This window comes from Lachnoclostridium edouardi, assembly GCF_900240245.1.
Taxonomy (GTDB): domain Bacteria; phylum Bacillota; class Clostridia; order Lachnospirales; family Lachnospiraceae; genus Lachnoclostridium_A; species Lachnoclostridium_A edouardi.
This window is the reverse complement of the sequence record NZ_OESQ01000001.1, coordinates 688088-712265: the sequence shown is the minus strand read 5'-3', so window position 1 is coordinate 712265 and position 24178 is coordinate 688088. Positions and strand designations below refer to the sequence as shown.

At 43.5% G+C, this 24178-nt stretch carries 22 protein-coding genes, 1 pseudogene and 1 riboswitch; of the genes and pseudogenes, 20 read left to right on the top strand and 3 right to left on the bottom strand.

The annotated features are described in order from the left end of the window. The first annotated feature begins 124 nt into the window (after positions 1 to 124). The gene (gene rlmD, locus C1A07_RS03280; protein ID WP_101875845.1) at positions 125 to 1555 is read left to right on the top strand and encodes a 23S rRNA (uracil(1939)-C(5))-methyltransferase RlmD; all 1431 of its coding nucleotides are present in this window, start codon (positions 125 to 127) and stop codon (positions 1553 to 1555) included. A gap of 73 nt (positions 1556 to 1628) precedes the next feature. Here the strand turns inward: rlmD and C1A07_RS03275 are convergent, their stop codons facing one another. Beyond that, on the bottom strand, positions 1629 to 2594 hold the full coding sequence (locus C1A07_RS03275; RefSeq protein ID WP_101875844.1) for a tyrosine-type recombinase/integrase: 966 nt from the start codon (positions 2592 to 2594) through the stop codon (positions 1629 to 1631). Positions 2595 to 2814: 220 nt separating this feature from the next. On the opposite strand from C1A07_RS03275, the gene C1A07_RS03270 reads away from it, so the two are divergent. From C1A07_RS03270 to C1A07_RS03240, 7 genes are all read left to right on the top strand, one after another. Further along, on the top strand, positions 2815 to 3492 hold the full coding sequence (locus tag C1A07_RS03270) for a helix-turn-helix domain-containing protein (protein ID WP_101875843.1): 678 nt from the start codon (positions 2815 to 2817) through the stop codon (positions 3490 to 3492). Positions 3493 to 3557: 65 nt separating this feature from the next. Continuing rightward, the gene (locus C1A07_RS03265; RefSeq protein ID WP_180952164.1) at positions 3558 to 3971 is read left to right on the top strand and encodes an IS3 family transposase; all 414 of its coding nucleotides are present in this window, start codon (positions 3558 to 3560) and stop codon (positions 3969 to 3971) included. A gap of 541 nt (positions 3972 to 4512) precedes the next feature. Continuing rightward, positions 4513 to 6315, top strand: coding sequence for a reverse transcriptase domain-containing protein (locus tag C1A07_RS03260; RefSeq protein WP_101875841.1), 1803 nt, complete (start codon positions 4513 to 4515; stop codon positions 6313 to 6315). Between the two features lie 471 nt (positions 6316 to 6786). Then, positions 6787 to 7035 carry a hypothetical protein gene (locus tag C1A07_RS03255; protein ID WP_101878016.1) on the top strand — a complete coding sequence of 83 codons (249 nt, stop codon included), beginning with the start codon at positions 6787 to 6789 and terminating at the stop codon, positions 7033 to 7035. Between the two features lie 36 nt (positions 7036 to 7071). Next, positions 7072 to 7872 (top strand): helix-turn-helix domain-containing protein, encoded by an 801-nt coding sequence (locus tag C1A07_RS03250; protein ID WP_101875840.1) that lies wholly within the window; start codon positions 7072 to 7074, stop codon positions 7870 to 7872. Further along, positions 7803 to 8231 (top strand): hypothetical protein, encoded by a 429-nt coding sequence (locus tag C1A07_RS03245; RefSeq protein ID WP_226928598.1) that lies wholly within the window; start codon positions 7803 to 7805, stop codon positions 8229 to 8231. The genes C1A07_RS03250 and C1A07_RS03245 overlap by 70 nt, the downstream gene beginning before the upstream one ends. Positions 8232 to 8471: 240 nt before the next feature. Beyond that, positions 8472 to 8861, top strand: coding sequence for a hypothetical protein (locus C1A07_RS03240; protein WP_097779164.1), 390 nt, complete (start codon positions 8472 to 8474; stop codon positions 8859 to 8861). Positions 8862 to 8865: 4 nt separating this feature from the next. Here the strand turns inward: C1A07_RS03240 and C1A07_RS16150 are convergent, their stop codons facing one another. After that, positions 8866 to 9108 carry a hypothetical protein gene (locus C1A07_RS16150; protein WP_180952163.1) on the bottom strand — a complete coding sequence of 81 codons (243 nt, stop codon included), beginning with the start codon at positions 9106 to 9108 and terminating at the stop codon, positions 8866 to 8868. A 226-nt stretch (positions 9109 to 9334) separates the two neighbouring features. Here C1A07_RS16150 and tnpA point away from each other — a divergent pair. Beyond that, positions 9335 to 9778 (top strand): annotated as a pseudogene (tnpA, locus tag C1A07_RS03230) (IS200/IS605 family transposase); the annotation flags it as partial. A 135-nt stretch (positions 9779 to 9913) separates the two neighbouring features. On the opposite strand, the gene C1A07_RS03225 reads toward tnpA, so the two are convergent. Beyond that, positions 9914 to 10888 (bottom strand): LysR family transcriptional regulator, encoded by a 975-nt coding sequence (locus C1A07_RS03225; protein ID WP_101875838.1) that lies wholly within the window; start codon positions 10886 to 10888, stop codon positions 9914 to 9916. Positions 10889 to 11085: 197 nt separating this feature from the next. Between C1A07_RS03225 and ilvD the strand changes: the two genes are divergently transcribed. The 11 genes from ilvD to C1A07_RS03170 all read left to right on the top strand — a co-directional run bounded on the left by ilvD (position 11086) and on the right by C1A07_RS03170 (position 24150). Further along, the gene (gene ilvD, locus C1A07_RS03220) at positions 11086 to 12744 is read left to right on the top strand and encodes a dihydroxy-acid dehydratase (RefSeq protein WP_101875837.1); all 1659 of its coding nucleotides are present in this window, start codon (positions 11086 to 11088) and stop codon (positions 12742 to 12744) included. Positions 12745 to 12765: 21 nt separating this feature from the next. Beyond that, complete coding sequence (locus C1A07_RS03215; protein ID WP_101875836.1) at positions 12766 to 14100, top strand: GntP family permease; 1335 nt, start codon at positions 12766 to 12768, stop codon at positions 14098 to 14100. Positions 14101 to 14125: 25 nt separating this feature from the next. Then, positions 14126 to 15019, top strand: a complete 894-nt coding sequence (locus C1A07_RS03210) for a dihydrodipicolinate synthase family protein (protein WP_101875835.1) — start codon at positions 14126 to 14128, stop codon at positions 15017 to 15019. A 29-nt stretch (positions 15020 to 15048) separates the two neighbouring features. Next, positions 15049 to 15756 (top strand): precorrin-2 C(20)-methyltransferase, encoded by a 708-nt coding sequence (cobI, locus tag C1A07_RS03205; RefSeq protein ID WP_101875834.1) that lies wholly within the window; start codon positions 15049 to 15051, stop codon positions 15754 to 15756. Positions 15757 to 15760: 4 nt separating this feature from the next. Further along, positions 15761 to 16606, top strand: a complete 846-nt coding sequence (locus C1A07_RS03200; protein WP_101875833.1) for an ABC transporter ATP-binding protein — start codon at positions 15761 to 15763, stop codon at positions 16604 to 16606. Next, positions 16597 to 17334, top strand: a complete 738-nt coding sequence (locus tag C1A07_RS03195) for an ABC transporter permease (protein ID WP_101875832.1) — start codon at positions 16597 to 16599, stop codon at positions 17332 to 17334. Before C1A07_RS03200 ends, C1A07_RS03195 begins: the two co-directional genes overlap by 10 nt. 45 nt (positions 17335 to 17379) lie before the next feature. Beyond that, positions 17380 to 17585, top strand: a riboswitch (cobalamin riboswitch). Between the two features lie 195 nt (positions 17586 to 17780). Further along, positions 17781 to 18815 (top strand): sirohydrochlorin cobaltochelatase, encoded by a 1035-nt coding sequence (locus C1A07_RS03190; protein ID WP_101875831.1) that lies wholly within the window; start codon positions 17781 to 17783, stop codon positions 18813 to 18815. A 939-nt stretch (positions 18816 to 19754) separates the two neighbouring features. Beyond that, a complete protein-coding gene (locus C1A07_RS16745; RefSeq protein WP_242972349.1) occupies positions 19755 to 20888 on the top strand; it encodes an ABC transporter substrate-binding protein in 1134 nt (377 codons plus the stop codon). 32 nt (positions 20889 to 20920) lie between these two features. Continuing rightward, positions 20921 to 21937 (top strand): FecCD family ABC transporter permease, encoded by a 1017-nt coding sequence (locus tag C1A07_RS03180; protein WP_101875830.1) that lies wholly within the window; start codon positions 20921 to 20923, stop codon positions 21935 to 21937. 12 nt (positions 21938 to 21949) lie between these two features. Continuing rightward, complete coding sequence (locus C1A07_RS03175) at positions 21950 to 23056, top strand: ABC transporter ATP-binding protein (protein ID WP_101875829.1); 1107 nt, start codon at positions 21950 to 21952, stop codon at positions 23054 to 23056. A gap of 674 nt (positions 23057 to 23730) precedes the next feature. Further along, positions 23731 to 24150, top strand: coding sequence for an Hsp20/alpha crystallin family protein (locus C1A07_RS03170; RefSeq protein ID WP_101875828.1), 420 nt, complete (start codon positions 23731 to 23733; stop codon positions 24148 to 24150). Positions 24151 to 24178 lie beyond the last annotated feature (28 nt).

Below are 24178 nucleotides of genomic sequence, written 5' to 3'. Positions count from 1 at the left end.
ATAGATTCTGCAACGGCCTTTTTATGGTTTTCAGAATACGGAAATAACAGGGCAAAGTCGTTTTCTTTGTCTGATTTTTATAGAGCGTGGAATTCTATCAACAAATAATAAAAAGGAGAAGATTATGAAAAAGGGAAATCAGTATGAAGGTATTATTTATAAAATAGAATTTCCTAATAAGGGAATTATGATAATAGAGGAAGAATCAGGAAAAACAGAACGGCTGATGATTAAAAATGCACTTCCTGGGCAAAGGGTTCGTGCTGTTGTTACAAAAAGAAGAAAAGGGAAAAGCGAGGGACGGATTCTGGAGATTTTAGAAAAATCTCCTGCAGAGATGGACGGCGGATACTGTGCACATTTTGGAATTTGCGGCGGCTGCCTTTATCAAAGCATTCCATATGAGGAGCAACTGAAAATAAAAGAAGGGCAGGTAAAAGCACTTTTAGATAATGTGTGCAGCAATTACGTATTTGACGGAATTAAAGCCAGTCCTATGATAGACGGATATAGAAACAAAATGGAATATTCCTTTGGAGATGAATATAAGGACGGCCCTCTTTGCCTGGGGATGCATAAAAGAGGCAGTTTTTATGATGTAGTTACAGTGGAGGACTGCAGGATTGTCCACCCGGATTTTACAAAGGTCCTTTTGGCTACAAAGGATTTCTTCGCCCAGACGAAAACTGGATTTTATAAGAAAATGCAGCGTACAGGATACCTTCGCCATCTGTTAGTGCGCAGGGCTGTAAAAACAGGGGAGATCCTGGTGGCCCTTGTCACTACTACCCAGCTGGACGCTTTCTCAGAGACTTTCCCTGTGGGGGAGGAAAAAAACATGGAAGATTGTGAAAGAGAGCTATTAAATCAGTGGAAGGAAAAAATCACGCAGCTGCCTTTAGAGGGAAAGTTAGCAGGTATTTTACATACAAAAAACGACAGTCTGGCAGATGTAGTGCAGGATGACGGCACGGAGATTCTTTATGGCCAGGATTATTTTTATGAGGAATTATTAGGCTTAAAATTCCAGATTTCCCCATTTTCATTTTTCCAGACAAATTCTCTGGGGGCAGAAGTGCTGTATGAAACTGCCAGAAATTATATTGGGGAAACTAAGGACAAGATAGTCTTTGACTTATACAGCGGAACAGGCACCATTGCCCAGATTGCGGCTCCAGTGGCAAAAAAGGTAGTTGGGGTGGAAATTATAGAGGAGGCGGTAGAAGCTGCCAGAATGAACGCCAGACGAAACGGGCTGGAGAACTGTGAATTTGTTGCCGGGGACGTTTTAAAGGTAATTGAAGACCTGCAGGACAAGCCGGATTTGATTATCCTGGACCCGCCCAGAGACGGAGTTCACCCCAAAGCCCTGGGAAAGATTATTGATTTTGGAGTAGAGAAAATGGTTTACGTCTCATGCAAGCCTACCAGCCTGGCCAGGGATTTGGTGCTGCTTCAGGAGAGGGGATATAAGGTAGAACGTGTTTGCTGCGTGGATATGTTCCCTGGGACGGCGAATGTAGAGACTGTGTGCCTTTTAACCCGCATAAAATAAGGATTTATGCGAGATTTAATAGCTGAAAATGTGGTAGCTGACAACCATTTGACAACGCTTTTTTGAGATGTTGTCAAATGGAAGCTGCTTTTTCAAAAATATCTACGCTGCGGTTTGCCATGGTTTCTGTGGTGTGAGTGTAAATCTGAAGAGTGGTACTGACGTCAGAGTGGCCAAGGCGCGCCTGGACATCCTTTATGTCAGCACCGTTCTCAATGAGCGTGGTTGCATGGGTATGCCGCAGGGAATGGTAGTCAAAGGCCAGCTTCAGTTCGTGGTGGATCACTCTGCTGCAATACTTAAAGGAATCCGTGCTGACATACTCTCCGTTTTCGCGAACACAGACCATTTCTATACGCGTTAAGGTACACTCAATGCTCTTTTCGATCGGAATGATCCGGTAAATGGTATTTCCCTTCTCGTCCGTTTCTGGTTTTAGATAATGCTCTGTATAATATTCTCCATACAACAGACGGTTTTTCTTTTGCTGCGTTTTTGCGTGTCTCAGGGCAGTATATAGGGTTTCTCCGAACTTGACTGTCCGGACAGAACTTTCCGTTTTAGTCGTTCCAAAATACCAGGCTGACTTTTCCTCTTTTTTTCCTTTCTGCTCCAGGACTTTTCGCACGTCTACGCCGTAGTTGCGTTTCAGAACAGTTTTATTTACAGACAGTTCCCGTTTTTCAAGATCGATATCTTCCCAGGTCAGTGCAAAGGCCTCGGAGATCCGGAGGCCGGTATAGTAGCCGATCAGGAGAGGAATGTGAAAATGGCTCCCTTCCGGGAAACGTTCCAGAATCCTGCTGAAATCGTCCGGCCGGATCACGATCCGTCCCGCTGCTTTTTTCTCAAACTTTGGCGTTTTCACACGGGTACATGGATTTTCTCTCACATATCCCAGCGGTTCTATAGCGTATTCATAGGCGGCAGACAGGACAGACAAGACGCCTACTACAGAGGTGAACTGCACCCTTGACAGCCCGCTCCCGGCTGTACGAAAAAACAGGCGGCGACGGGGGATATATACCACCAGAGCCATGATGCGGAGGGCAGAGCCCTCGGGACAAAATGGTATGCTCCCAATAAGGCAGACAAGAAAATAATATAAGGAGGGAGCATAGATGGGGAAACGAAAAGAGTTTAGGCTCGAGGAAAAAGTCTCGCTGGTAGAGGAATGCCTTGCAGGCCGGTTGCGAATGCGGGANTTTGGTATGCTCCCAATAAGGCAGACAAGAAAATAATATAAGGAGGGAGCATAGATGGGGAAACGAAAAGAGTTTAGGCTCGAGGAAAAAGTCTCGCTGGTAGAGGAATGCCTTGCAGGCCGGTTGCGAATGCGGGATGCGGCGCGGCGGGCCGGAGTGGGGCACTCTACTATGGAGAGCTGGATCAGCCGGTACCGTTCGGAGGGAATCTCGGCACTGGCGGAGGACGGGAACCGGTCCAAGCGGCGGTACAGTGAGGACTTCAAGCGCAAAGTAGTGGATGCTTACCTGTCCGGCCAGGGCAGCTCCATGGCCATTGCAGAAGAGTATCAGCTTCGCTCTGGGAACCTGGTATTGGACTGGGTAAAGGCGTATCATGAAAGAAACTCCAGACAAGAGAAGGGAGGTTCTGTCATGAGAAGAGAACACACGGTGGAGGAACGGCTGCAGGCGGTGCTGTCCTGTCTGGACGGCGGGCAGTCGCTTGGGGATGTGGCACAGGCATATCAGGTGGAGGTTCAGACACTGCGGGGCTGGGTGAAAAAATATCGGAAGCTTGGGACGGCAGGACTGGAGGACCGCCGCGGTCATCGGCTGGCGAATCAGATACCCCGAAGTTCGGATGAGGCCTTGCGGATTGAGAATGCCCGGTTGAAACAGGAAAATGAATTACTGAAAATGGAGCTATATCTGCGAAAAAAAGTGAAGGAGTTAGAAAGGGGGGATCGCTGAGGCAGTTCCGGCAGGAGCAATGGTATGAAGCGGTGCGCTGCGGTACGGAAAACGAGGGCTTTCCTGTGGACGCAGCCTGCCGCGCCCTGCATATCTCCCGGGCCGGATACTACCGGTGGCGCTCCGGGAAAGCCGGGGACCGTGTCGCCGAGAATCAGCGCATTGCCGGGTTGATTCGGGAGATCCACCGGGAGAGCCCGGACAAGGGATACCGCCGTATTCGGGACGATTTGGACAAGTATTATCATGCACCGGTCAACGACAAGCGGGCGCTGCGCATCTGCCGCAGCCTGGGGATTCAGTCTGCAGTGAAGTACGCGCCCCGAGGCTGCACACGGTCGGCAGCCGCCCCCAAGAATCTGGCGGAGAATGTACTGAACCGCAGGTTTTATGCAGACCACCCCAACGAGAAGTGGCTCACCGATGTGACGGAGTTCCACTATGTACGCCCGGATAGGGCAATGAGAAAAGCAGTATGAGGTACTGCCCCGTAAGATAACGCGGGAAACAGCCAGCCTAACCGAAAGGCGAAAGCTGACACGGGAACACAGTACGGCTGGAAAGCGGTAAGTCACCTAAAGGCAATCGGGTGCGACTGAACCGCAATGTTAATCGGATATAAGGTATAAGTTGGATTTACTGAACGTGAGCTTCCAGTTTCTGTTATGTGCCGATAGAGGAAAATTGCCTGAAACCTCTGGTACGGAAAAGGCAAGTTATGGTTGTGGGCTTGTCGGTTATCAACCATTCCGTACAACCTGTAGGGGAACCTATGGCAACGAAGCGAAAGCGATACCGAGAATCCGAATTTACCAAGTCTCATTGCTAACCGGGGATGCCCTAACCAGGAGTGCCGCACGAAAGGGGGAATGAAAAAGCGGCTATGGCTTTGGAGCCTGAAAATCCTGCATGGGTACGGAGTGCTCGTAGTAGTCCGAGAGGGGTAATGACCCTTACATGGCGAAGGGGCACAGTTATTGCGCACTAAAATTAGAAGTTGATTAGGGAGGAAAACCTCACATGAAGCCAACAACGGAAATTTTAGCAAGAATCAGTCAAAACTCACTTGCAAATAAAGAAGAAGTATTTACAAAACTGTATCGCCATCTGTTGCGTCCTGACATTTACTTTGTGGCATACAAAAACCTGTATGCCAACAACGGTGCGGCAACAAAAGGAGTAAACGAGGATACGGCGGACGGTTTCAGTGAAGCCAAAATAGATAGTATTATCAAAGCATTGGCGGACGAAACCTATCAGCCCATGCCGGTGAGGCGAACCTATATCCAGAAGAAGAATAACCGCAAAAAGCTGCGTCCCTTAGGTATACCAACCTTTACTGACAAATTGGTGCAGGAAGTGTTGCGGATGATACTGGAAGCGGTATATGAACCTATCTTTCTGGATGTCTCCCACGGTTTTAGGCCAAAAAGAAGTTGTCATACGGCCTTAAAACAGTTGAGACGGGAGTTCAACGGTACGCGTTGGTTTGTTGAAGGCGACATCAAAGGTTGCTTTGACAACATCAACCACGCTGTTCTTGTAGGCTTGCTGAACAATAAAATCAAGGACGCTCGGATAACCAAGCTGATTTACAAATTCCTGAAAGCAGGATATTTAGAGAATTGGCAGTACCATAAGACGTACAGCGGTACACCGCAAGGCGGTATCATTTCTCCGCTACTCGCCAACATCTACCTGCACGAATTGGACAAGTTTGTAATGAAGTTGAAATCCGAATTTGACACGCCCGGAGTGGGACAAATCACACCTGAATACCGAGAGCTGCACAATGAAATCAAACGGCTATCCCACCGCTTGACGAAAGTAACAGGTGAGGAAAGGGAAATGGTGCTGGCAGAGTATAAGCCCAAACGTCAGAAACTGATGACCATTCCCTGCACTGCGCAGACCGACAAAAAACTGAAATATGTTCGGTATGCGGATGATTTTCTAATAGCAGTCAAGGGAAACCGTGAGGACTGTCAATGGATTAAGAGCAAACTGGCCGAGTTTATCGGAGATACACTGAAAATGGAACTCAGTGAAGATAAAACGCTCATAACCCATAGCAGTAAATGTGCAAGGTTCTTAGGCTATGATGTGCGTGTGCGCAGAAGCGGAAAAATAAAGCGGGGTGGCCCCGGTCATGTAAAAATGCGTACCCTCAATGGGGGTGTAGAACTGTTGGTGCCACTTAACGATAAAATCCGTCAATTCGTTTTCACTAAAGGTGTGGCGATACAGAAGAAAGATGGTTCCATGTTTCCAGTTCATCGGAAATATCTGGTTGGGCTCACAGACTTAGAAATCGTTTCAGTATACAATGCGGAGTTAAGAGGAATATGCAACTATTATGGTATGGCAAGCAACTTTTGCAAGCTGCACTATCTTGCCTACCTTATGGAATACAGTTGCTTAAAAACCCTTGCTTCAAAGCATAAAACCAGCCTATCCAAAACCATTGACAAGTTTAATGATGGCACAGGAAAATGGGGTATACCCTATGAAACGAAGCAGGGAGACAAAAGGCGTTACTTCGCAAATTACGCCGACTGCAAAGGCAAGGGCCCTGCTACGGATTACATCAGCAATGCTGCCGTTGTCTACGGATACGCAGTCAATACCCTTGAAAACCGGCTGAAAGCAAAGGTCTGTGAGTTATGCGGAACGACAGAGAGCGACCATTACGAGGTTCACCACATTAACAAACTCAAAAATCTCAAAGGCAAGGAACGGTGGGAAATCGCAATGATTGCCAAACACAGAAAAACGCTTGTGGTGTGCAGGGATTGCCACCGCAGTATTATCCACAAAAAGTGAGTTTTGTCTGAATGAGCAGTAACAGAGCCGTATACTCGGAGAGGGGTACGTACGGTTCCCGGAGAGGGTGGCGCAAACCTATCACAGCAATGTGACAAGGCGGTGCTTCCCTACTCCACTGCCTGTCGGCCGCGTAGTGACCAGGTCTGCTCCATATTACTGGACAGGCAGAGATTCGCTTGTAAAGTGTAAAGTATTTCATTGTCTACTTGACGGGGAGCACACCATTTTGTCCCGAAGTGGTTCGTTGCGGTGCTTCCCCTGCCTGTGTATTCCTTTTCGGATGGTCATTCATTTTTCAAGGTGCAGCTCATCGATGAACTACCCTAAGTCTACACCTAAAAGAACGCCCGTCCCGTATATCCATAAGGTCGGAAATCAGCTCGGAAAACTCTCTATTTCCACGCTCTCGGAATTGTGATAGAATGGAAGAAACAAAACAGTAAATCGAAATTGTACTACGGTGACAACATGAAAAAATTGGAAATAGCTTTTACAGATACAAGCGAAAAAGTTGTGATTGATGAAACTTCATTGATTATAGCTCTTAGTAACAAAACCACACCCGATGGCTTAACCGAGAGTTTTATATTAGATTTTGATGAGGACTTGCCAGATAAATTATTGAAACATCCTTTGATGTTTTACATCTATGATGATTTGCCTATCTTAAAATTATATAGGAGCGTATATATTTCCTCTTATCAATGGATAACTTAGAGCAATGTAACTACCAAGCAGACAAGGAGGGAGAGCATGGAACTATCCATACAAGAACGATTGAAAGACCTGCGTGTGGAGCGTGGGTTGACGCTGGAACAGCTTGCGGAGCAGACGCACCTCTCCAAGTCTGCGTTGGGCAGTTATGAGGGGGATAATTTCAAGGACATCAGCCATTATGCCCTTATTGAGTTGGCAAAGTTTTATGAAGTGACTGTTGATTATCTGCTGGGGCGTTCTCAAACAAAAAATCACCCAAACGCCGATCTTGCAGACCTGCGTTTGAGTGATGATATGATTGAACTCTTGAAAAGCGGGTTGGTGGATAATTCCCTCTTGTGTGAACTGGCGGTACACCCGGATTTCCCCCGGCTGATGGCTGACCTCGAAATCTATGTAAACGGTATCGCTGGCAAACAGGTGCAGAGTGCAAATGCCATTATAGACGCTGTGAGCGCAACCATTATGAAGCAGCACAATCCCAGCTTGTCCGACCCGCAGTTAAGACAGCTTATCGCCGCCCATATTGATGATGACAGTTTTTGCCGCTATGTGATACAGCAGGACATAAACAAGATAGCTCTTGACCTGCGGGAAGCACATAAGGACGATTTTTTCAGTGTCCCGGAGGACAACCCGCTGAAAGGATTATTGGAAGCCGCTACCGAAAACGCCAGCCCAGACAGCGACCCGGAGCAAGCGTCTTTGGCGTTTATCTGCAAACGGCTGCGGCTGAACTTTAAGAAGCTGTCCGGGGAAGAAAAGAAGTGGCTGAAAAAGATTTCGGAAAAGTCGGACTTGCTCAAAAATCCAAATCCCCAGCGGGGGAGAAAGTAGAGAACGAGAAATTGGAGGGAGTAAAGGTGCAGGAGGCAATTATAAAATTGAGACTTCTCGGTCAAATGCCAGACGCAGTGAAAGATGACCCTACAGTAGAAACCATCAATATGTATGATGAATTGCTCTCCAATGTAAAAACGCCACTGACAAGAGAAGAGGTAGGCGTATTGATTGACATTTTCCCCGAAGGTGGAATGTATGGAGTAGAGTGGGATTTGCTAAAATTGGTAGAGTCTTATTTGATAGAAGCGCCATCAAGTGAAGAGTATCGAAAATTGATTACTGCTTGTCCAAGTGAAGAATGGCGAGAAACTATGCAAGCCCGTTTAGATAATTGGAAAAACAACAAACAATAACTTGTTGGGGAGATAGCAAAGCCAGTCGAGCCAGTCAACGGTCAAGATGAACGGCGCATTTCATGCGCCGCCGTTGACAGCCCCGCCCGTCTTTGCTAATGGGCAATCAAGGCGGGAAAGCCCTAAAATGGCTTCCCGCCCATTTCTAAGAACTGATAAGTCAGATTTGCTGAAAAATCCAAATCCACAGCGGGGACGGAAGTAGAGAACAATAAATAAGAATTTACAGGAGGAAAATCAATGGAGAACTTGATTAAGTTTTTAGAAGATAAGATAACGGATAAAATGTCTGTGGAAGAAATAGTTGATGTTTTTGAGCAGATGTGCAGCACACCGCTTGAAGAAGATATGGTTTTATTTGAAACCGGAACATTTACTGCTTTTTCAAAAGAACCATTTTTTCAAATTTCATTAGTTCGACAGTTTTCAAATGATGATGATGAAGAGTTTTATCAAATCCATGTAGTCATCTTGTATAAGCCAACCGCTGAAAATAAAATTTTCAGCGAAACAACATGGGACGAAGATTTAGACGAAAATATATTTGACTATATCAGAAAATCAGCGTCGTTTGCTTATGCAAGAAATCATGAATACATCGAGATAAAAATATATATGGACGAAACTTAACTTCTCATTTATCAGGGAGATAGCAAAGCCCTAAAATGGCTTCCCCGCCCATTCCAATTTTGAGAGAAAAATCTGTTTGCTTTTTGTGAGTGTGTCCACAAGTTCGGGACATTTTGTCCCGAAGTCCGGCGTGGGACGAGGAACGGGGGCTTTCATATACGCCCTGTCTGCTGACGAAACCAGCGCTGTGCTTGCGGCTCCACGCCATGCAATCACAGTTCTGTTTTCCTGCCGCTTCAAATGTCATTGCCTTCCCCGGCGGCAACCTCATTTTCGCAGCAACGCCGACAGAGCGTATAACACACTACACTTTGCAAGCAAAGTCGTGTGCCAAGGGGCAAGCCCCTTTGGAAACCCCGGACAACAAAACAGGCTGAATATCTCGCACTTTCCCGGTGCTTGATACTCAGCCTTTATTTGTTGTCAGCAGCCCCCGTTTCGTGGTCTGCGTGTAGTTCCTTGTAAACTGACCTAAATGGAATTGTAAGTATCATATTGTATTTGCACCAAAATATAGGAGAAAAATAGCATACGGAAAAATAAAACAGGATATAGCAAATATTTTAAGTATGTTATGCAAAAGAAAAGGTGTAAAAATTGTAGAAGCAGAGATATGTCCAGATCATGTACATAGGCTAGTAGAAATTCCGCCAAGCATTAGTGTATCGTATTTTGTAGGGTATTTGAAAGGAAAAAGTACACTTATGATATTTGAAAGACATACAAATTTGAAATATAAATATGGAAATAGACATTTTTGGTGTCGAGGATATTATGTAGATACGGTAGGGAAAAATGCAAAGAAAATACAGGAATATATAGCAAATCAGTTACAAGAAGATTTGGAATATGATCAGATGACACTGAAAGAGTATATTGACCCGTTTACGGGTGAGCCAGTAAAAGCAAACAAATAAAATAAGCCCTTTAGGGCTTAGTAGGTAAATGATGTTGCGCTTGGCGAACCTATTTCGGAGAGTCTTTAGACTCCAGTGCCGGTAACAGACCCTTATAGGGTCAAAGCAAGCCACCGGCTTAGCCGGTGGTCTTGACTATCGCTCTGCCAGATACCTGGCAATTTTTTTATTTTCCTCCATCAAAAATTCTTTTAACATACAGCAAAAAGTGGAGGTGTGAAGCAAAGGCTGGGCGTCCCGGTGCGTAATAATTTCTATATTCAGCATATAATCAAGATTTTTAATAGGAAATACGTGTAATTTTTTCTCCGGAGGAAGATAGTGATTCATCTGAATGAGCCTGATTAGGTGGAAACTAGGTGAAATTGTAGCGTAAAAGCCTGTTTTGCACAGTTCAATTAAAATATCAAAATTGCTGGCCAAAATCGGGATTTTCAGCTGGATATTATATTTCATAAGGAACTGGTTAATGGCGTAAGTAGTAGTGCTGAAATTGTGGCCCTGGACAAAAGGAACCTGTTTAAAAAGATTTAAATCTGCGCCTTTAGGAAACTGGGAGATACATGTGTCGTATGTATCAGGAAAATATGTGCGCAGAAGAATATCAGATATTACTAAATAAAGAGGGTCCTCACAGACGCCCTCTCTGCTAAACAGCACATGCTGGCTGGTATCTACTCCAAGAAAGATATCCAGCTTATTGTTAATCAGCTGCTGTTCCAGACGTTTTGTATCATTTAATTGGATCTGCACATCTACATTAGGAAATTTTTTTTGAAATGCAGGGATTAACTTGGGGACAATAATAAATCCTCTGGTGGAGCTGACGCCGAAGTTAATAGTGCCCCGGACTCCAGAGCTGATGTCGCTTAGCTCGTTAATCATACTGTCCTCTAAAGCCTGGATTCTGGACAGATATTTTAACATAGCCTGTCCTTCAGGCGTTAATGCAATTTTGGGTTTCCTTTGAAAAAGAGTAACATGGTACGATTCCTCCAAACGTTTAATGTGGTCGCTTAAACATTGTTGGGTGACAAAAGCCCGGTCGGCAGCTCTGGAGAAATTCAGTTCCTCAGCTGCCAGCAAAAACATTTTAAACCCATTATTCATAATAAAATCCCCCCCTTGTTTCTCTATATAGCTTATCACAAATGGCTTTTTATAACAAGAAAAAACTTGTTATATAGTGTATATTTAACTGTTTTTCTTTTGTTATACGGGAAGCTATAATAAAACATATAAAACATAAATCAAGTTTTTAGAAAAGAAATGGAGTAAGTGAAATAAAAGCAGAAGGGAGAAGCAGAATGGAAAAATGGAAAAGTTCACGTGCAGATAATCCGCAGGAGGCATACTATGTAGGATTAATGAATGCCTGTGGATACAGAACAAAGGACTTACATAAGCCTATAATTGGAATTGTAAATTCACACACAGATGTGAATCCAGGCCATAAAGCATTTGAAGAGCTGGTGAAATATGTAAAGGAGGGAATCTGGTGTGCCGGAGGCGCCCCTGCAGAATTTAATGTTCCGGCCCCCTGTGACGGAATGTCACATGGGGAGGGGATGCATTATATCCTTCCTCAAAGAGAGCTGATTGCAGGTTCAGTAGAAGCTATGGTTAACGCTCATTCATTTGACGGTTTAGTATTTTTATGCTCCTGCGATAAGATTGTGCCAGGTATGCTGATAGCGGCGGCTTCCTTAAATAAGCCCTGTATATTTCTGACTGCAGGTTCTATGCTGCCTTATGAGGGAGAAGAAAATACTTATGTAACGCCAGACTTGAAAGAATCTATTGGACAGTATAATGTAAAAACAATTTCAGAAGAAACATTTACAAATTTAAAAGAAAATATATGCTTTTCCTGCGGCACCTGCTCTATGTACGGGACAGCCAATACTATGGGAGTGTTCTCAGAGGTAATTGGATTAGCGCCAATTGACTCTACGACTATGCTTTATTGTTCGGCAGCTAAATATAAACAGGCCAGAGACGTGGGAGAAAGGATTGTAGAGCTGACAAAAGAAGGGATTAAATTTTCTGATATTGTAACAGAACAATCTATAATTAACGGCCTTCGCCACATTTCTGCCACTGGAGGCTCCAGCAATGCTCAGCTTCATGTATGCGCCATTGCCAACGCCATGGATATTGAGTTAGACATGAAAAGATTTGATGAGATTCAAAAGGATGTGCCATGTATAGCAAAATTTAAGCCGTCTTCTAAATACAATATTTATGATTACTATAAAGCAGGAGGCGTAGGAGCTACATTAAAAAGCATAAAGGATTACTTGTTTTTAGACGAGAAAATGGTTATGGGAGGCACGTTAAGAGAATATCTGCAGCATTTTAACAGAAAAGTAAATAAAGAAATCATTCACGATTCAGACGATCCTTTATATCCAGATGGCTGCTTTGCCGTGCTTACAGGAAATTTAGCTCCCCAGGGATGTGTGGTGAAGAAAAGCGGCGTGGAGCCTTCCATGTTTTATCACAAAGGTCCTGCAGTCTGCTTTGACTCAGAAGAAAATTTAAGAGATTATATGGTAAATAGAAAGATTCAGCCAGGCAGCGTGCTGGTCATCCGCTATGAAGGCCCGAAAGGGGGACCGGGAATGAGAGAGCTTTCTATTCCTGCCGCTATGCTGGTGGGAATGGGGTTACATACATCTGTGGCTATGATTACTGACGGAAGATTTTCCGGAGCTACCAGAGGTCCCTGCGTGGGACATATTACTCCGGAAGCCTGGGAGGGAGGACCGATTGCAGCTGTGGAAGATGGAGATATAATTACAATAGATTTAAACAACAGGACAATTAACGTAGAATTATCAGAGGAAGAAATAAAGGAAAGATTAACAAAGGCAGTAAAACCTAATCACCCGGCGAAAGGCGTGGTGAAGGCGTTTCGTTCTATGGTTTCAGGAGCTGACAAAGGGGCGGTTTGGCTGTATTAATAATTGAAGGGAGAGGGGAATATGCAGACAATTATAGTTTTTCTGGTGGGTTTGGCAATTATGCTTTTTCTTATGATAAAGACAAAATTAGGTCCCTTTATGAGTATGCTTTTTGGAGGACTGATTATCGGAATAGGAAGCGGGGTAGGGTCGGCGGCAACCATAGACGCTATTACAGGAGGCTTTGGAAATACATGTAAAAATATTGGTCTTGTTATTATATTTGGCACAATACTGGGCACATATCTGGAAAAATCTAATTCCTGTCAAAGAATTGCAACCTCCTTATTAAAGCTGACGGGAGAAAAAAATGCCAGCGTCGCCTTAGCCGCCACAGGCTACCTGGTTTCCATCCCTGTGTTTTCGGATGTAGCCTTAATTATGCTATCACCCATTATAAAGGCTATTTCAAAGAAAACAGGAAAAGCGGTTTGTGTTTTCGCTGTGCTGACTGCAAGCGCGCTGCTGTGCACCAATGCTTATGTGGCGCCAACGCCGGCCCCGTTAGCCGTAGCCTCAGTAATTGGATTGGATATAGGCACGTCTATTGTATATGGTCTTGTAACTGCTGCAGTTTCCACAGTAGCGGCATGGGTGTACTGTATGATGTTTTTGGATAAAAAACCTAGAAATTTCTTTACATCAACAGAGGAAAATGAACGGACAGAAAAAGTAGAATCCAGTGTAAGAGAAGAAGATATGCCTGGATTTACAGCGGCTATACTGCCAATTCTGATTCCAATTGTGCTGATTATATTAAACTCTGTATGTTCTCTGATTTTACCAGAAGAATCTTTGGCATTGAAGGCAGCCGGATTTGTAGGAGATAAAAATATTGCTCTTGTAATCGGCATTGTGTCCGCAATTCTTTTGCTGAAAAAGAAGCTTCCGGAGGGAGAAACCTTTGGAGCTATTGGGGAGGCGTTAAAAACAGCAGGTCCGGTTATTTTTATAACGGCAGCAGGAGGCGCTCTGGCTAAGGTAGTGGACGCCACAGGGACAGGACAAATGTTTGCAGACGCATTGGCAGTCAGCGGTCTCCCTGTAGTTTTGATTCCTTTTCTTATTACCGCCTTATCAAAATTCGCTCAAGGCTCTGGTTCAGTGGCCGCCCTTCTAGGCGCCTCCCTGTCCCTGCCTCTCATTGAAGCCGGCCTTTTAAACCCGATTACAGCATTTATTTCTATTTCAGCAGGGTCCCACTGCGGTTCCCATGTGAATAACAGCTTTTTCTGGGTATTTGCAGAATTTTTTGGATATGACACAAAAACAACATTAAAAACACTTTGTGTAGCGCAGAATGTGGTGTTGGCAGGCTCAGGGCTGTTTTGCGCGTGGATAGTAAGTATTATTTAAACATTATTAAAGAAGGAGAATAAGTATGAATAAATTGCAGCTGACAGGAGTTTTTCCTCCTATGATTACTCCATTTAAGGAAAATGGGGACGTGGATTATCAGGCTTTTACAGATAATATTGAAAAATGGAACCACACAGGACTTTCTGGTTATTTAGTGTTGGGCTCCAACAGTGAAGCATGTTATTTAAGCATGGAAGAGAAAGAGGAATTAATTCGTTTAACAGTAAAACACAGCTTGAAGGATAAACATATTATGGCAGGAACCGGCCTGGAGTCCATTAGAGAGACTATTGAGTTTACAAATAGGGCTGCCCGGTTAGGAGCCCAAAGTGCATTAGTGCTGACTCCCTGTTTCTTTGGAAACAGCATGAACAGCATGGCTATGATTGATTATTTTACTCAGGTTGCGGACCATGTAAATATTCCAGTATTACTTTATAACGTGCCCAAATTTACTCATGTGAATATTGAGGCGGACGCAGTAAAAGAGCTGGCTAAACACTCTAATATTATTGGAATGAAGGACAGTTCAGGAAATATTCAGCAGCTGGCCGCTTACAAAAGGGCAGCTTCAGAGGATTTTAATATTATGGTGGGCACAGCCGGGGCCTGGTATCCGGCTTTGGCCCTGGGAATAAAGGCAGGAGTTCACGCTTTGGCAAATTGTTGTCCAGAAGAATGTGTAAAGATTCAAAGTTTATTTGAACAGGGAAAATGGGAGGATGCCAGAAAGCTTTATGAAAATATTTTGCCTATAAATACAGCGGTAACAGGAACCTATGGAGTTGCCGGTCTGAAATATGGGTGTGATTTAATGGGATATAAAGGAGGTTATGTAAGAAGTCCTTTACAAAATTTAGGACAGAAAAGCAAAGAAGAAATAAAGGAAATATTTGCCCTTTTTCAGCGGATATGATACCATATCCGTGGAAAGAGGGATGATAAATGGGAAAATTATATGGAGTCGGAGTAGGTCCGGGAGATCCGGATCTGTTAACCTTAAAGGCTTATAAAATTTTAAACACTGCAGACGTTATTTTTTGTCCGGAGAAGGAGGAGGGAGCAGGCAGCTTTGCTTTGGATATTATTAAGCCGGTTTTGGAAAATGAAAAAGCAGAGATTGTTTCCCTGGTGTATCCTATGCATTACCATGGACAGAAACTAAAAAGTATGTGGGAACAAAATGCAGAATGTATTGCCGAACATTTAAAAGGAGAGAGAACAGGGGCGTTTATTACCCTGGGAGATCCAAGCGTTTACAGTACATTTATGTACACATTGCCTTACATAGAGGCGGCGGGGGTGCCGGTTCAGGTAGTGCCCGGCATTACTTCCTTCTGCGCAGTAGCTGATAAGGCCAGGATTCCCCTGATGACCTGGAATGAAGATCTGGTGGTGGTTCCTGTGAGAAAAAACAGCAGCGGGGAGCTGGGAAAAATATTTAAAGAGCACGACAATATTGTTTTAATGAAGCCGTCTTCTGATCCGGAAGCTTTGATTCAGGCAATGAAGGAAAATCATTTGGAAAATAGTTTTGTGTTGATTTCCAGGTCAGGGACAGAAGAAGAGCAGATCATCACAGATTTTGAAAAACTGGAGCAGTATCAGATTCCTTATCTGTCAACTGTTATTATTAAAAAGCAGAGGGAATAAGGTTATGATTGTATGTGAAAATATCTGTAAAGCCTTTGGAACTGTTCAGGCTGTGGACGGGGTCTCTATAAAGGTGCCGGACGGCAGATTTTTAGGGCTTTTAGGGCCTAACGGCGCAGGAAAAACAACACTTATGCGGATGATGACAGGGCTGTTAACGCCGGATACGGGAACAGTCAGGTTTGACGGACAGATTATGAACAGAAATGCTGTGGCTGTAAAAAGAGAAATAGGAATTTCCAGCCAGCATATCAATCTGGATAAGGAGTTAACAGTAGAAGAAAATATGCAGTTTGCAGGCCGCCTTTACCAAATGGGAAAGGCGGATATTTCTGTATCCTCCAGCCGTCTGCTGGAATATTTAGGCCTGGATTCTGTAGGAAAACGTGTGGCCAAAAACTTGTCAGGAGGCATGAAACGAAAGCTGATGATAGCAAAAGCCTTCATTCACAACCCCAGGTATTTATTTTTAGATGAGCCTACAGTTGGCATAGACCCTAATGCCAGGCGGGATATATGGGAGTTTCTGCATATGCAGCACAAAGAGGGAAAAACCATTATTCTCACTACTCACTATATAGAAGAGGCCCAGCAGCTGTGCGATTATGTAATGATGATGGACAGGGGAAAAATCTTTAAGGAAAATACGCCTCAAAATTTGATTGATGAAATAGGTCCATTTAAGGTGGTGCACCATACGGGAGAAAAGCAGCAGTGGGAATTTTTCCGGAATTTATCAGAGGCAAAGGACAAAGCAAGAGAGTTGGAGGGCCTGTGCAGCGTACAGCCGTCTACTTTAGAGGACGTATTTTTTCGCTATACCAGCAAGGAGGGGGACATATGGAAATAACTACGATTTTCTGGAGAGAATGGCTGTTTTTAAAACGGAGATTCTTTAGAATTACATTTTCCCAGATGGTGTCCCCTATGCTGTATTTTGTTACCTTTGGCTTGGGAGTGGGCGGGCAGATGACTGTAGAAGGGCGTCCTTATCTTTATTATCTTCTGCCGGGGCTTTTGGCTATGACAATTATGCGCAACAGCTATACCTCTGTATCTACCCGAATCAGCGTTATGCGCCTCCACGAGAAAAGCTTTGAATGCTATTTATATTCCCCCACCCCTATGTATATTTTGGCGGCGGGCCATATTCTGGCGGGAGCAGTCAGAGGATTGTATGCAGGATTATTTATTTTGATTTTAGGCTTTCTGTCAGGAGGAGGTTTAGCTGTAAACGGATGGCTGTTTGCTGTGGGAGCAATTAACGGCATTATTTTTGCAGCCCTGGGCTTTTTAGCCGCCATGCTAATAGAAACACATTATGATATGAATAATTTTACAAATATTGTGATTACTCCGATGTCATTTCTCTGCGGCACTTTTTTCTCTCTGGATGGAATTCCTCAGGTATTAAAGTGGATCGTGAATCTGATGCCCCTCACTCATGTTGTCAGATTAATGAGAGAAATCTCTTTTGGAGAAGAAATTACCTGGCTGTCGGCAGGCGTTTCTTTGGCCTTTGCCGCAGGTTTTACCATCTGCTCTGTAATGGTTTGCTACAGGGAGGCGAAAGAATAGACCAGGCACTTGCTTTTTTCTTCGTTCAATGGTAGGATAATTCATATCGAGTTAAGAACAGCTGGTGCCGGAGCCTGGATTTTTGGCAATGGGTAAAAGGGAAACAGGTGGAAATCCTGTGCGATCTCGTCACTGTAAGTAAGGAGTGCATCATCATTGTTTTAAACAGCCACTGGTTTATTTTAAACTGGGAAGGAGATGGTGTGCGTTGATAGACAAGTCAGGAAACCTGCCAGCTGCAGGTACAGGAATAAGGTTCCGGATCACGAGTAATTGATCGTACCGATTTACGGCTAAAAGACCGGAGATCTCTGGCTCAAAAAGTAAGACAGACTTTTGCCCAGAAGGTCTGCCGGTCTTATTTTGCCCTGAGAGCTTTTGTGGAGCCAGCCGTTATTCCCATACCTTGTGAAACCGATGATTTATGGAAAACAAGGAGGAAAAAGATGAAATTGAAAAAATTGTCAGTACTGTTTGCGGCAGCAGCGCTTACAGCGGCAGTAGCGTCCGGATGCGGACAGAAGGAGACAGTGGCAGAGTCTGTAGAAACTACAGAGACCGCAGAGGAGGCAGTGACAGAAGCTTCTGAGGAAACTTCAGAGGAGACAGAGGCAAAAGAAGCAGACGAAGAGGAAAATTACGACACAGGAGACGCTTCTATGGACAACACCAGAAACCAGGATGAGATTGGGGATAACGAGCTTTTAGTAGTCAGCTTTGGAACCAGCTACAACGACAACAGACGTTTAACAATTGGAGCCATTGAGGAAGCCATTGAGAAAGCTTTTCCAGATTACTCAGTGAGAAGAGGATTTACCAGTCAGATTATTATTGATCACATAAAAAGCAGAGACAATGTTCAGATTGACAATGTAAAAGAAGCTTTAGACAGAGCTGTAGACAACCAAGTTAAAAATTTGGTGATTCAGCCAACCCATTTAATGAACGGATTAGAATATAACGATCTGGTAAACGAAGTAGCAGAGTATTCTGACTCTTTTGAAAAGGTAGTGGTAGGACAGCCGCTTTTAACATCTGATGAAGATTTCCAGGCTGTTATTCAGGCTATTACAGAGGCGACTGCAGAGTATGATGACGGAGAGACTGCTATCTGCTTTATGGGTCACGGCACAGAAGCTGATTCTAACCAGGTATATGCGAAAATGCAGGAGATGCTTACAGAAGGCGGGTATGAAAACTACTTTGTAGGTACGGTGGAGGCTGCTCCTACTTTAGATGACGTGCTGGCGGCAGTTCAGGCAGGAGAATATAAAAAAGTAGTTTTAGAGCCATTAATGGTAGTGGCAGGAGATCATGCCAACAATGATATGGCAGGAGATGAAGACAGCTGGAAAACAGCTTTTGAGGCAGCAGGATACCAGGTGACATGCCTTGTGCGCGGACTGGGAGAATTAGAAGGAATTCAGCAGATTTTTGTAGAGCACGCTCAGGCGGCAGCAGACAGTCTGCAGGCAAATTAATAGAAAAGGAAAAAGGCGGTCGGAGATTTTGTGCTGATCGCCTTTTTAAGGAAATAAATTATGAAGATTTATAAAAGAATTTTTCCCGTAATTATTGCGGCTTTTTGTCTGCTTGCAGCAGGATGTGAGAAAAATGAAACGCTGTCGGAAAGCAGTCAAACTGAAAGTATATCAGAAGGCGCGTCAGAAAGTTTTTCTGATAACGCGCCAGAAAACGTTCCAGAAGGCGCCTCTGAAGCCGTTTTAGAAACAGCCAGTCAAATAGAAGTAGTGGAGGAGGGGATGGAGCCTGTTTACGGCAGCTTGGTAAAAGACGGAGTATATCAGATAAAAGTAGATTCCAGCTCTAACATGTTCCAGATTGTAGCTTGTCAGCTGACAGTAGAAGACGGAAAAATGACTGCAGAAATGACCATGAGCGGGAAAGGATATTTAAAGCTTTACATGGGCACCGGCGAGGAAGTCCTGGCTGCAGCAGATAAGGATTATATTCCTTATGTGGAAAATGAAGAGGGAATGCATACGTTTCAGGTGCCTGTAGAAGCTTTGGATATGGGAATTAACTGCAGCGCATTCAGCAAAAATAAGGAAAAATGGTATGACAGAGTCTTAGTTTTCCGGGCAGATTCCCTTCCGCTGGAAGCATATAAGGAGGGAATGGCGGCTACGGCAGAAAGCCTGGGATTAGAGGACGGAATGTACAAGGTACAGGTAGATTTAGGGGGAGGCTCAGGAAAGTCTTCTGTCCAGTCCCCAACCTCTCTCAGGGTGGAAAATGGGCAGGCCTTTGCCACTATTATCTGGGGCAGCCCCAATTATGACTATATGAAAGTAAACGGAGAAAAGTATGAGAGAATGGATGCAGAGGGAAATTCCAGCTTTGAAATTCCTGTTATGGGTTTTGACTGGAAGCTGCCGGTAATTGCCGATACAATTGCCATGAGCCAGCCCCATGAAATTGAGTACACATTAATATTCCATTCATCTACCTTAGAAAAGGCTGAAGCAGAGCCAGTAGAAAAGGGCTGGGAAGAAGAAAAAATAAATCACAGTATGGAACTACTTTATGCAGAACAGTTTTCTGTAGATTATTATGACAATGGATATACAATGCTGAATATAAAGGAAAGCGGCCGCTATTTAGTAGTGCCCAAAGGGCAGCAGGTTCCGGCTGATATACCACAGGATGTAGTCGTAATTCAAAGACCTTTAGACAATATTTATCTGGCAGCCACCTCGGCCATGGATTTGTTTTCCAATTTAGATAGTGTAAATCAGATTACACTTTCAGGCACAAAAAAGGAGGGGTGGTATATAAATGAGGCAAAGGAGGCCTTTCGCCAGGGCAATATGGTTTACGCAGGAAAGTATAATGCTCCTGATTATGAAAGAATTTTATCAAAATCATGTGATTTGGCCATAGAGTCTACAATGATCTACCATTCCCCGGAGGTAAAGGAGCAGCTGGAAAATCTGGGGATTCCCGTGCTGGTGGAGCGCTCCAGCTATGAAAGCCACCCTCTAGGCAGAATGGAGTGGATAAAGCTTTATGGAGCGCTGCTGGGAAAAGACGAACTGGCCAAAGCCTGCTTTCAGGAACAGGTAAAAAACCTGGAAGCAGTTATGAATCAGCAGCCTACAGGAAAAACGGCGGCTTTCTTTTATATCAGCTCTAATGGATATGTAAATGTGAGAAAGTCAGGAGATTATGTGGCAAAAATAATCCAGCTGGCAGGCGGCTCTTATGTGCCTGAGAATCTGGAGGAAAATGAGAACGCATTATCTACTATGAACATGCAGATGGAAGCTTTTTATGCAGCCGCCAGGGAGGCGGATTATTTAATCTACAACAGCACTGTGGACGGCCAGCTTTACACATTAAAACAGCTGCTTGATAAAAGCAGTATTTTAGCAGATTTTAAAGCAGTAAAACAGGGACATGTGTGGTGCACAGAAAAAAATTTATTTCAGGAAACTATGGGGCTTGGAAATTTGATTTTAGATATAAATAAATTGTTTACAGAGGAAAACCCAAAAGATGAGGAAATGACTTATCTTTACCAGCTAAAATAAATTTCCTGGAATTTGAGAGAGGGAGTCAGATTATGAGAAAAGGACTTTATGTGAAATACAGCGTGTCATTTGCCGTTTTAGGGGCCATGGTATGTGTTTTATTTCTTTGGAATATGGCTTCCGGCAGTGTTTTTCTGTCACCTGAGAAGGTTTTTAATATATTTTTAACAAAAACAGGGGAGGAGACGGCTTATCACATTGTATGGGACATCCGCTTCCCGCGGATTTTAGCCGCCATGATATTAGGCGGAGCCTTGTCTGTGTCAGGATTTCTCCTTCAAACCTTTTTTTCCAACCCAATCGCAGGCCCCTTTGTGCTGGGGATCTCTTCAGGGGCCAAGCTTTTCGTTTCCCTTATGATGATTGTGCTTTTAGGAAAAGGACTTGTAATCAGCTCCTGGATGATGATATTAGCGGCGTTTTTAGGGGCCATGATCTCCATGGGATTTATTCTGCTGATTTCCGGTAAGGTAAAGCAAATGTCTATGCTGGTAATATGCGGAATTATGATCAGCTATATTTGTTCAGCTATTACAGACTTTGTGGTCACTTTTGCAGATGATGCGGATATTGTGAATCTTCACAACTGGTCTATGGGAAGCTTTTCCGGTATATCTTGGGAAAATGTTAAGGTTATGTCCGCAGTGATTTTTGCCGCCTTATTTCTTACATTTCTTATGGCCAAACCTATTGGAGCGTATCAAATGGGAGAGGTTTATGCCAAAAGCATGGGAGTGAACATCAAAGGTTTTCGCATTGGACTGATTTTATTATCCAGTATTTTATCAGCCTGCGTCACAGCCTTTGCCGGCCCTGTGTCATTTGTGGGAATTGCAGTGCCTCATTTAGTAAAAAGCCTGTTTGGCACGGCTAAGCCTTTACTTATGATACCAGGCTGCTTTTTAGGGGGCGCAGTATTCTGCTTATTCTGCGATATGGCCGCCAGAACTGTATTTGCCCCGGCAGAATTAAGCATCAGCTCAGTAACGGCAGTTTTCGGCGCGCCTATTGTGATTTACATAATGGTAAGAAGCAGAAGGCGCATTTAGTAAGGAGGATCTGTGAAAAAGGATTATATTTATACGGAAAATATGACAGTAGGCTACGGAAAAACCCCCTTGATCCGCCAGATTCACCTTCACGTAAAACAGGGAGAAATCGTTACCTTAATCGGCCCTAATGGAGCCGGAAAGTCCACGATTCTAAAAAGCATTATAAAGCAGCTGGATTTGCTGGAGGGAGCAGTCTACCTGGACGGAACTTGTATGAAAAAAATGAGCGAAAGGGAGACGGCCAAGAAAATGTCAGTGATGATGACAGAGCGGGTTCGCCCTGAGCTGATGACATGCGAGGACGTTGTGGCAGCCGGCCGCTATCCTTATACAGGACCTTTGGGAATTCTCACCAGCCGTGACAGAGAAAAAATACAGGAGGCAATCAGCCTGGTACACGGAGAAGATTTGGCTTTAAAAGATTTTTCAGAGATCAGCGACGGACAAAGGCAGAGAATTTTATTAGCCAGAGCTATTTGTCAGGAGCCGGAAGTGATTGTATTAGACGAACCCACCTCCTTTTTAGATATCCGTCACAAGCTGGAGCTTTTGACTATTTTAAAAAATTTAGTGCGGGAAAAACAGGTGGCTGTGCTTATGTCTCTCCACGAGCTGGATTTAGCTGAAAAATTGTCCGACTATATTGTGTGTGTAAAAGGGGATGCCATAGAACAATGCGGGCCGCCGGAAGAAATATTTACAACAGATTACATAGGAAAACTATACGGAATTACAAAAGGCAGCTATCACGCCGAGCTGGGGTATTTGGAGATGGAGCCTGTAATCGGCCCTCCCCAGGTTTTTGTCATAGGAGGAGGCGGGGCAGGAATCCCTGTTTACAGAAGACTGCAGAGAAAGGGAATTCCATTTGCCGCAGGCATTCTCCATGAAAATGATATTGAGTATGCAGTGGCTAAGGCGCTGGCTGTAAAAGTAATTTCAGAGCAGCCTTTTGAGTTAATTAAAGAGGAAACTTATAAAGAGGCGGAAAAGATTATGGATTCCTGCAGTCAGGTAATCTGCTGTCTAAAAGAATTTGGAACCATGAACGAAAAAAACAGGCAGCTGGCAGAGCGGGGAAAAGTAAATATGGAGGAAGAAGAAAAGTATGAGTAGCAGATAACTATGGAAAAGAAACTAAGATTGGGTTATTAATCAGCATTGTAGTAAAGTATTTTGGTATATGAATGGATATGTTATATAATTATTTAGGAATCTCAAGTGATAACTTGGAGAAATTATTGATTAGCCCCTAAGTTAGCCCCTAAGTTACCCCCTAAGCTAAAATACGAAAATGGCGTACAGCTATAATCTGTAGCACCATTTTTTAGAACTTTAGTTATTAAACATGGCGGAATCATTCATTTTCGGAAAATGGAGATGTGTGAAATAAAAAAAGTAATGTTTGTGAAAAACTTGGCAAACTGTTTTTTATGTATCGCACATAAGAAACCAAAATACGGGTTCTAAGTGCTTATAACAATAGAAAAATATGAAAATATAAGTTGGTATTCATAATTAGATACGATAGTAAGATGGAGATTGTAGGGATATGACCGTAATGTACAGAAAATTCAAATAGTCTAAAAATAAGTTTTTTAAGTGTAAATATCTTGTGAAGCCAGTACTTTAGGGCTTCACAATTTTTTCACAAAAAAATTAGCACTCACCGCTTGACATTGCTAATAATGCGTGTTATATTACATATAGAACAAAGGAAGAGAGTTAATTTCCAAAGTTCAAATATAAATTCACATAAAGTACAGGTGAAGGAAAAGGAGAGATGACATATGTTAATGCCTAGTATTTTTGAAGATGATTTATTCGATGACTTTTTTAGATATCCGTCAGCAGGACTTCAGACAGCAGGTCTTATGAAAACAGATATTAAAGATTTAGAAGATGGGTATGAGGTTACCATAGATATGCCGGGAGTAAAAAAGGAGGACATTCAGGCAGATTTAAAGGACGGGTACTTAACAGTCCAGGCTTCTTCTAGTTCTTCTAAAGAAGAAAAGGATGAGGACAATAAATATCTTCGCAGAGAGCGTTACACAGGCTCTTACAGCAGAAGCTTTTATGTGGGAGGCAGCGTTTCCAAGGAAGATATAAAAGCTAAGTTTGAAAATGGCACCTTAAAGCTGGAGATTCCTAAAAAGAAAGTAGATCCGGACTTAGAGGAGCCAAAATATATTGCCATTGAAGGTTAATCACTATTAATTTAATTTTAATATAGAT

Coding starts and splice junctions, on each gene's coding strand:
- rlmD (WP_101875845.1), top strand. CDS start 125: ATGAAAAAGGGAAATCAGTATGAAGGTATTATTTATAAAATAGAATTT.
- C1A07_RS03275 (WP_101875844.1), bottom strand. CDS start 2,594: ATGGCTCTGGTGGTATATATCCCCCGTCGCCGCCTGTTTTTTCGTACA.
- C1A07_RS03270 (WP_101875843.1), top strand. CDS start 2,815: ATGGGGAAACGAAAAGAGTTTAGGCTCGAGGAAAAAGTCTCGCTGGTA.
- C1A07_RS03260 (WP_101875841.1), top strand. CDS start 4,513: ATGAAGCCAACAACGGAAATTTTAGCAAGAATCAGTCAAAACTCACTT.
- C1A07_RS03255 (WP_101878016.1), top strand. CDS start 6,787: ATGAAAAAATTGGAAATAGCTTTTACAGATACAAGCGAAAAAGTTGTG.
- C1A07_RS03250 (WP_101875840.1), top strand. CDS start 7,072: ATGGAACTATCCATACAAGAACGATTGAAAGACCTGCGTGTGGAGCGT.
- C1A07_RS03240 (WP_097779164.1), top strand. CDS start 8,472: ATGGAGAACTTGATTAAGTTTTTAGAAGATAAGATAACGGATAAAATG.
- C1A07_RS16150 (WP_180952163.1), bottom strand. CDS start 9,108: ATGACATTTGAAGCGGCAGGAAAACAGAACTGTGATTGCATGGCGTGG.
- C1A07_RS03225 (WP_101875838.1), bottom strand. CDS start 10,888: ATGAATAATGGGTTTAAAATGTTTTTGCTGGCAGCTGAGGAACTGAAT.
- ilvD (WP_101875837.1), top strand. CDS start 11,086: ATGGAAAAATGGAAAAGTTCACGTGCAGATAATCCGCAGGAGGCATAC.
- C1A07_RS03215 (WP_101875836.1), top strand. CDS start 12,766: ATGCAGACAATTATAGTTTTTCTGGTGGGTTTGGCAATTATGCTTTTT.
- C1A07_RS03210 (WP_101875835.1), top strand. CDS start 14,126: ATGAATAAATTGCAGCTGACAGGAGTTTTTCCTCCTATGATTACTCCA.
- cobI (WP_101875834.1), top strand. CDS start 15,049: ATGGGAAAATTATATGGAGTCGGAGTAGGTCCGGGAGATCCGGATCTG.
- C1A07_RS03200 (WP_101875833.1), top strand. CDS start 15,761: ATGATTGTATGTGAAAATATCTGTAAAGCCTTTGGAACTGTTCAGGCT.
- C1A07_RS03195 (WP_101875832.1), top strand. CDS start 16,597: ATGGAAATAACTACGATTTTCTGGAGAGAATGGCTGTTTTTAAAACGG.
- C1A07_RS03190 (WP_101875831.1), top strand. CDS start 17,781: ATGAAATTGAAAAAATTGTCAGTACTGTTTGCGGCAGCAGCGCTTACA.
- C1A07_RS16745 (WP_242972349.1), top strand. CDS start 19,755: ATGAGCCAGCCCCATGAAATTGAGTACACATTAATATTCCATTCATCT.
- C1A07_RS03180 (WP_101875830.1), top strand. CDS start 20,921: ATGAGAAAAGGACTTTATGTGAAATACAGCGTGTCATTTGCCGTTTTA.
- C1A07_RS03170 (WP_101875828.1), top strand. CDS start 23,731: ATGTTAATGCCTAGTATTTTTGAAGATGATTTATTCGATGACTTTTTT.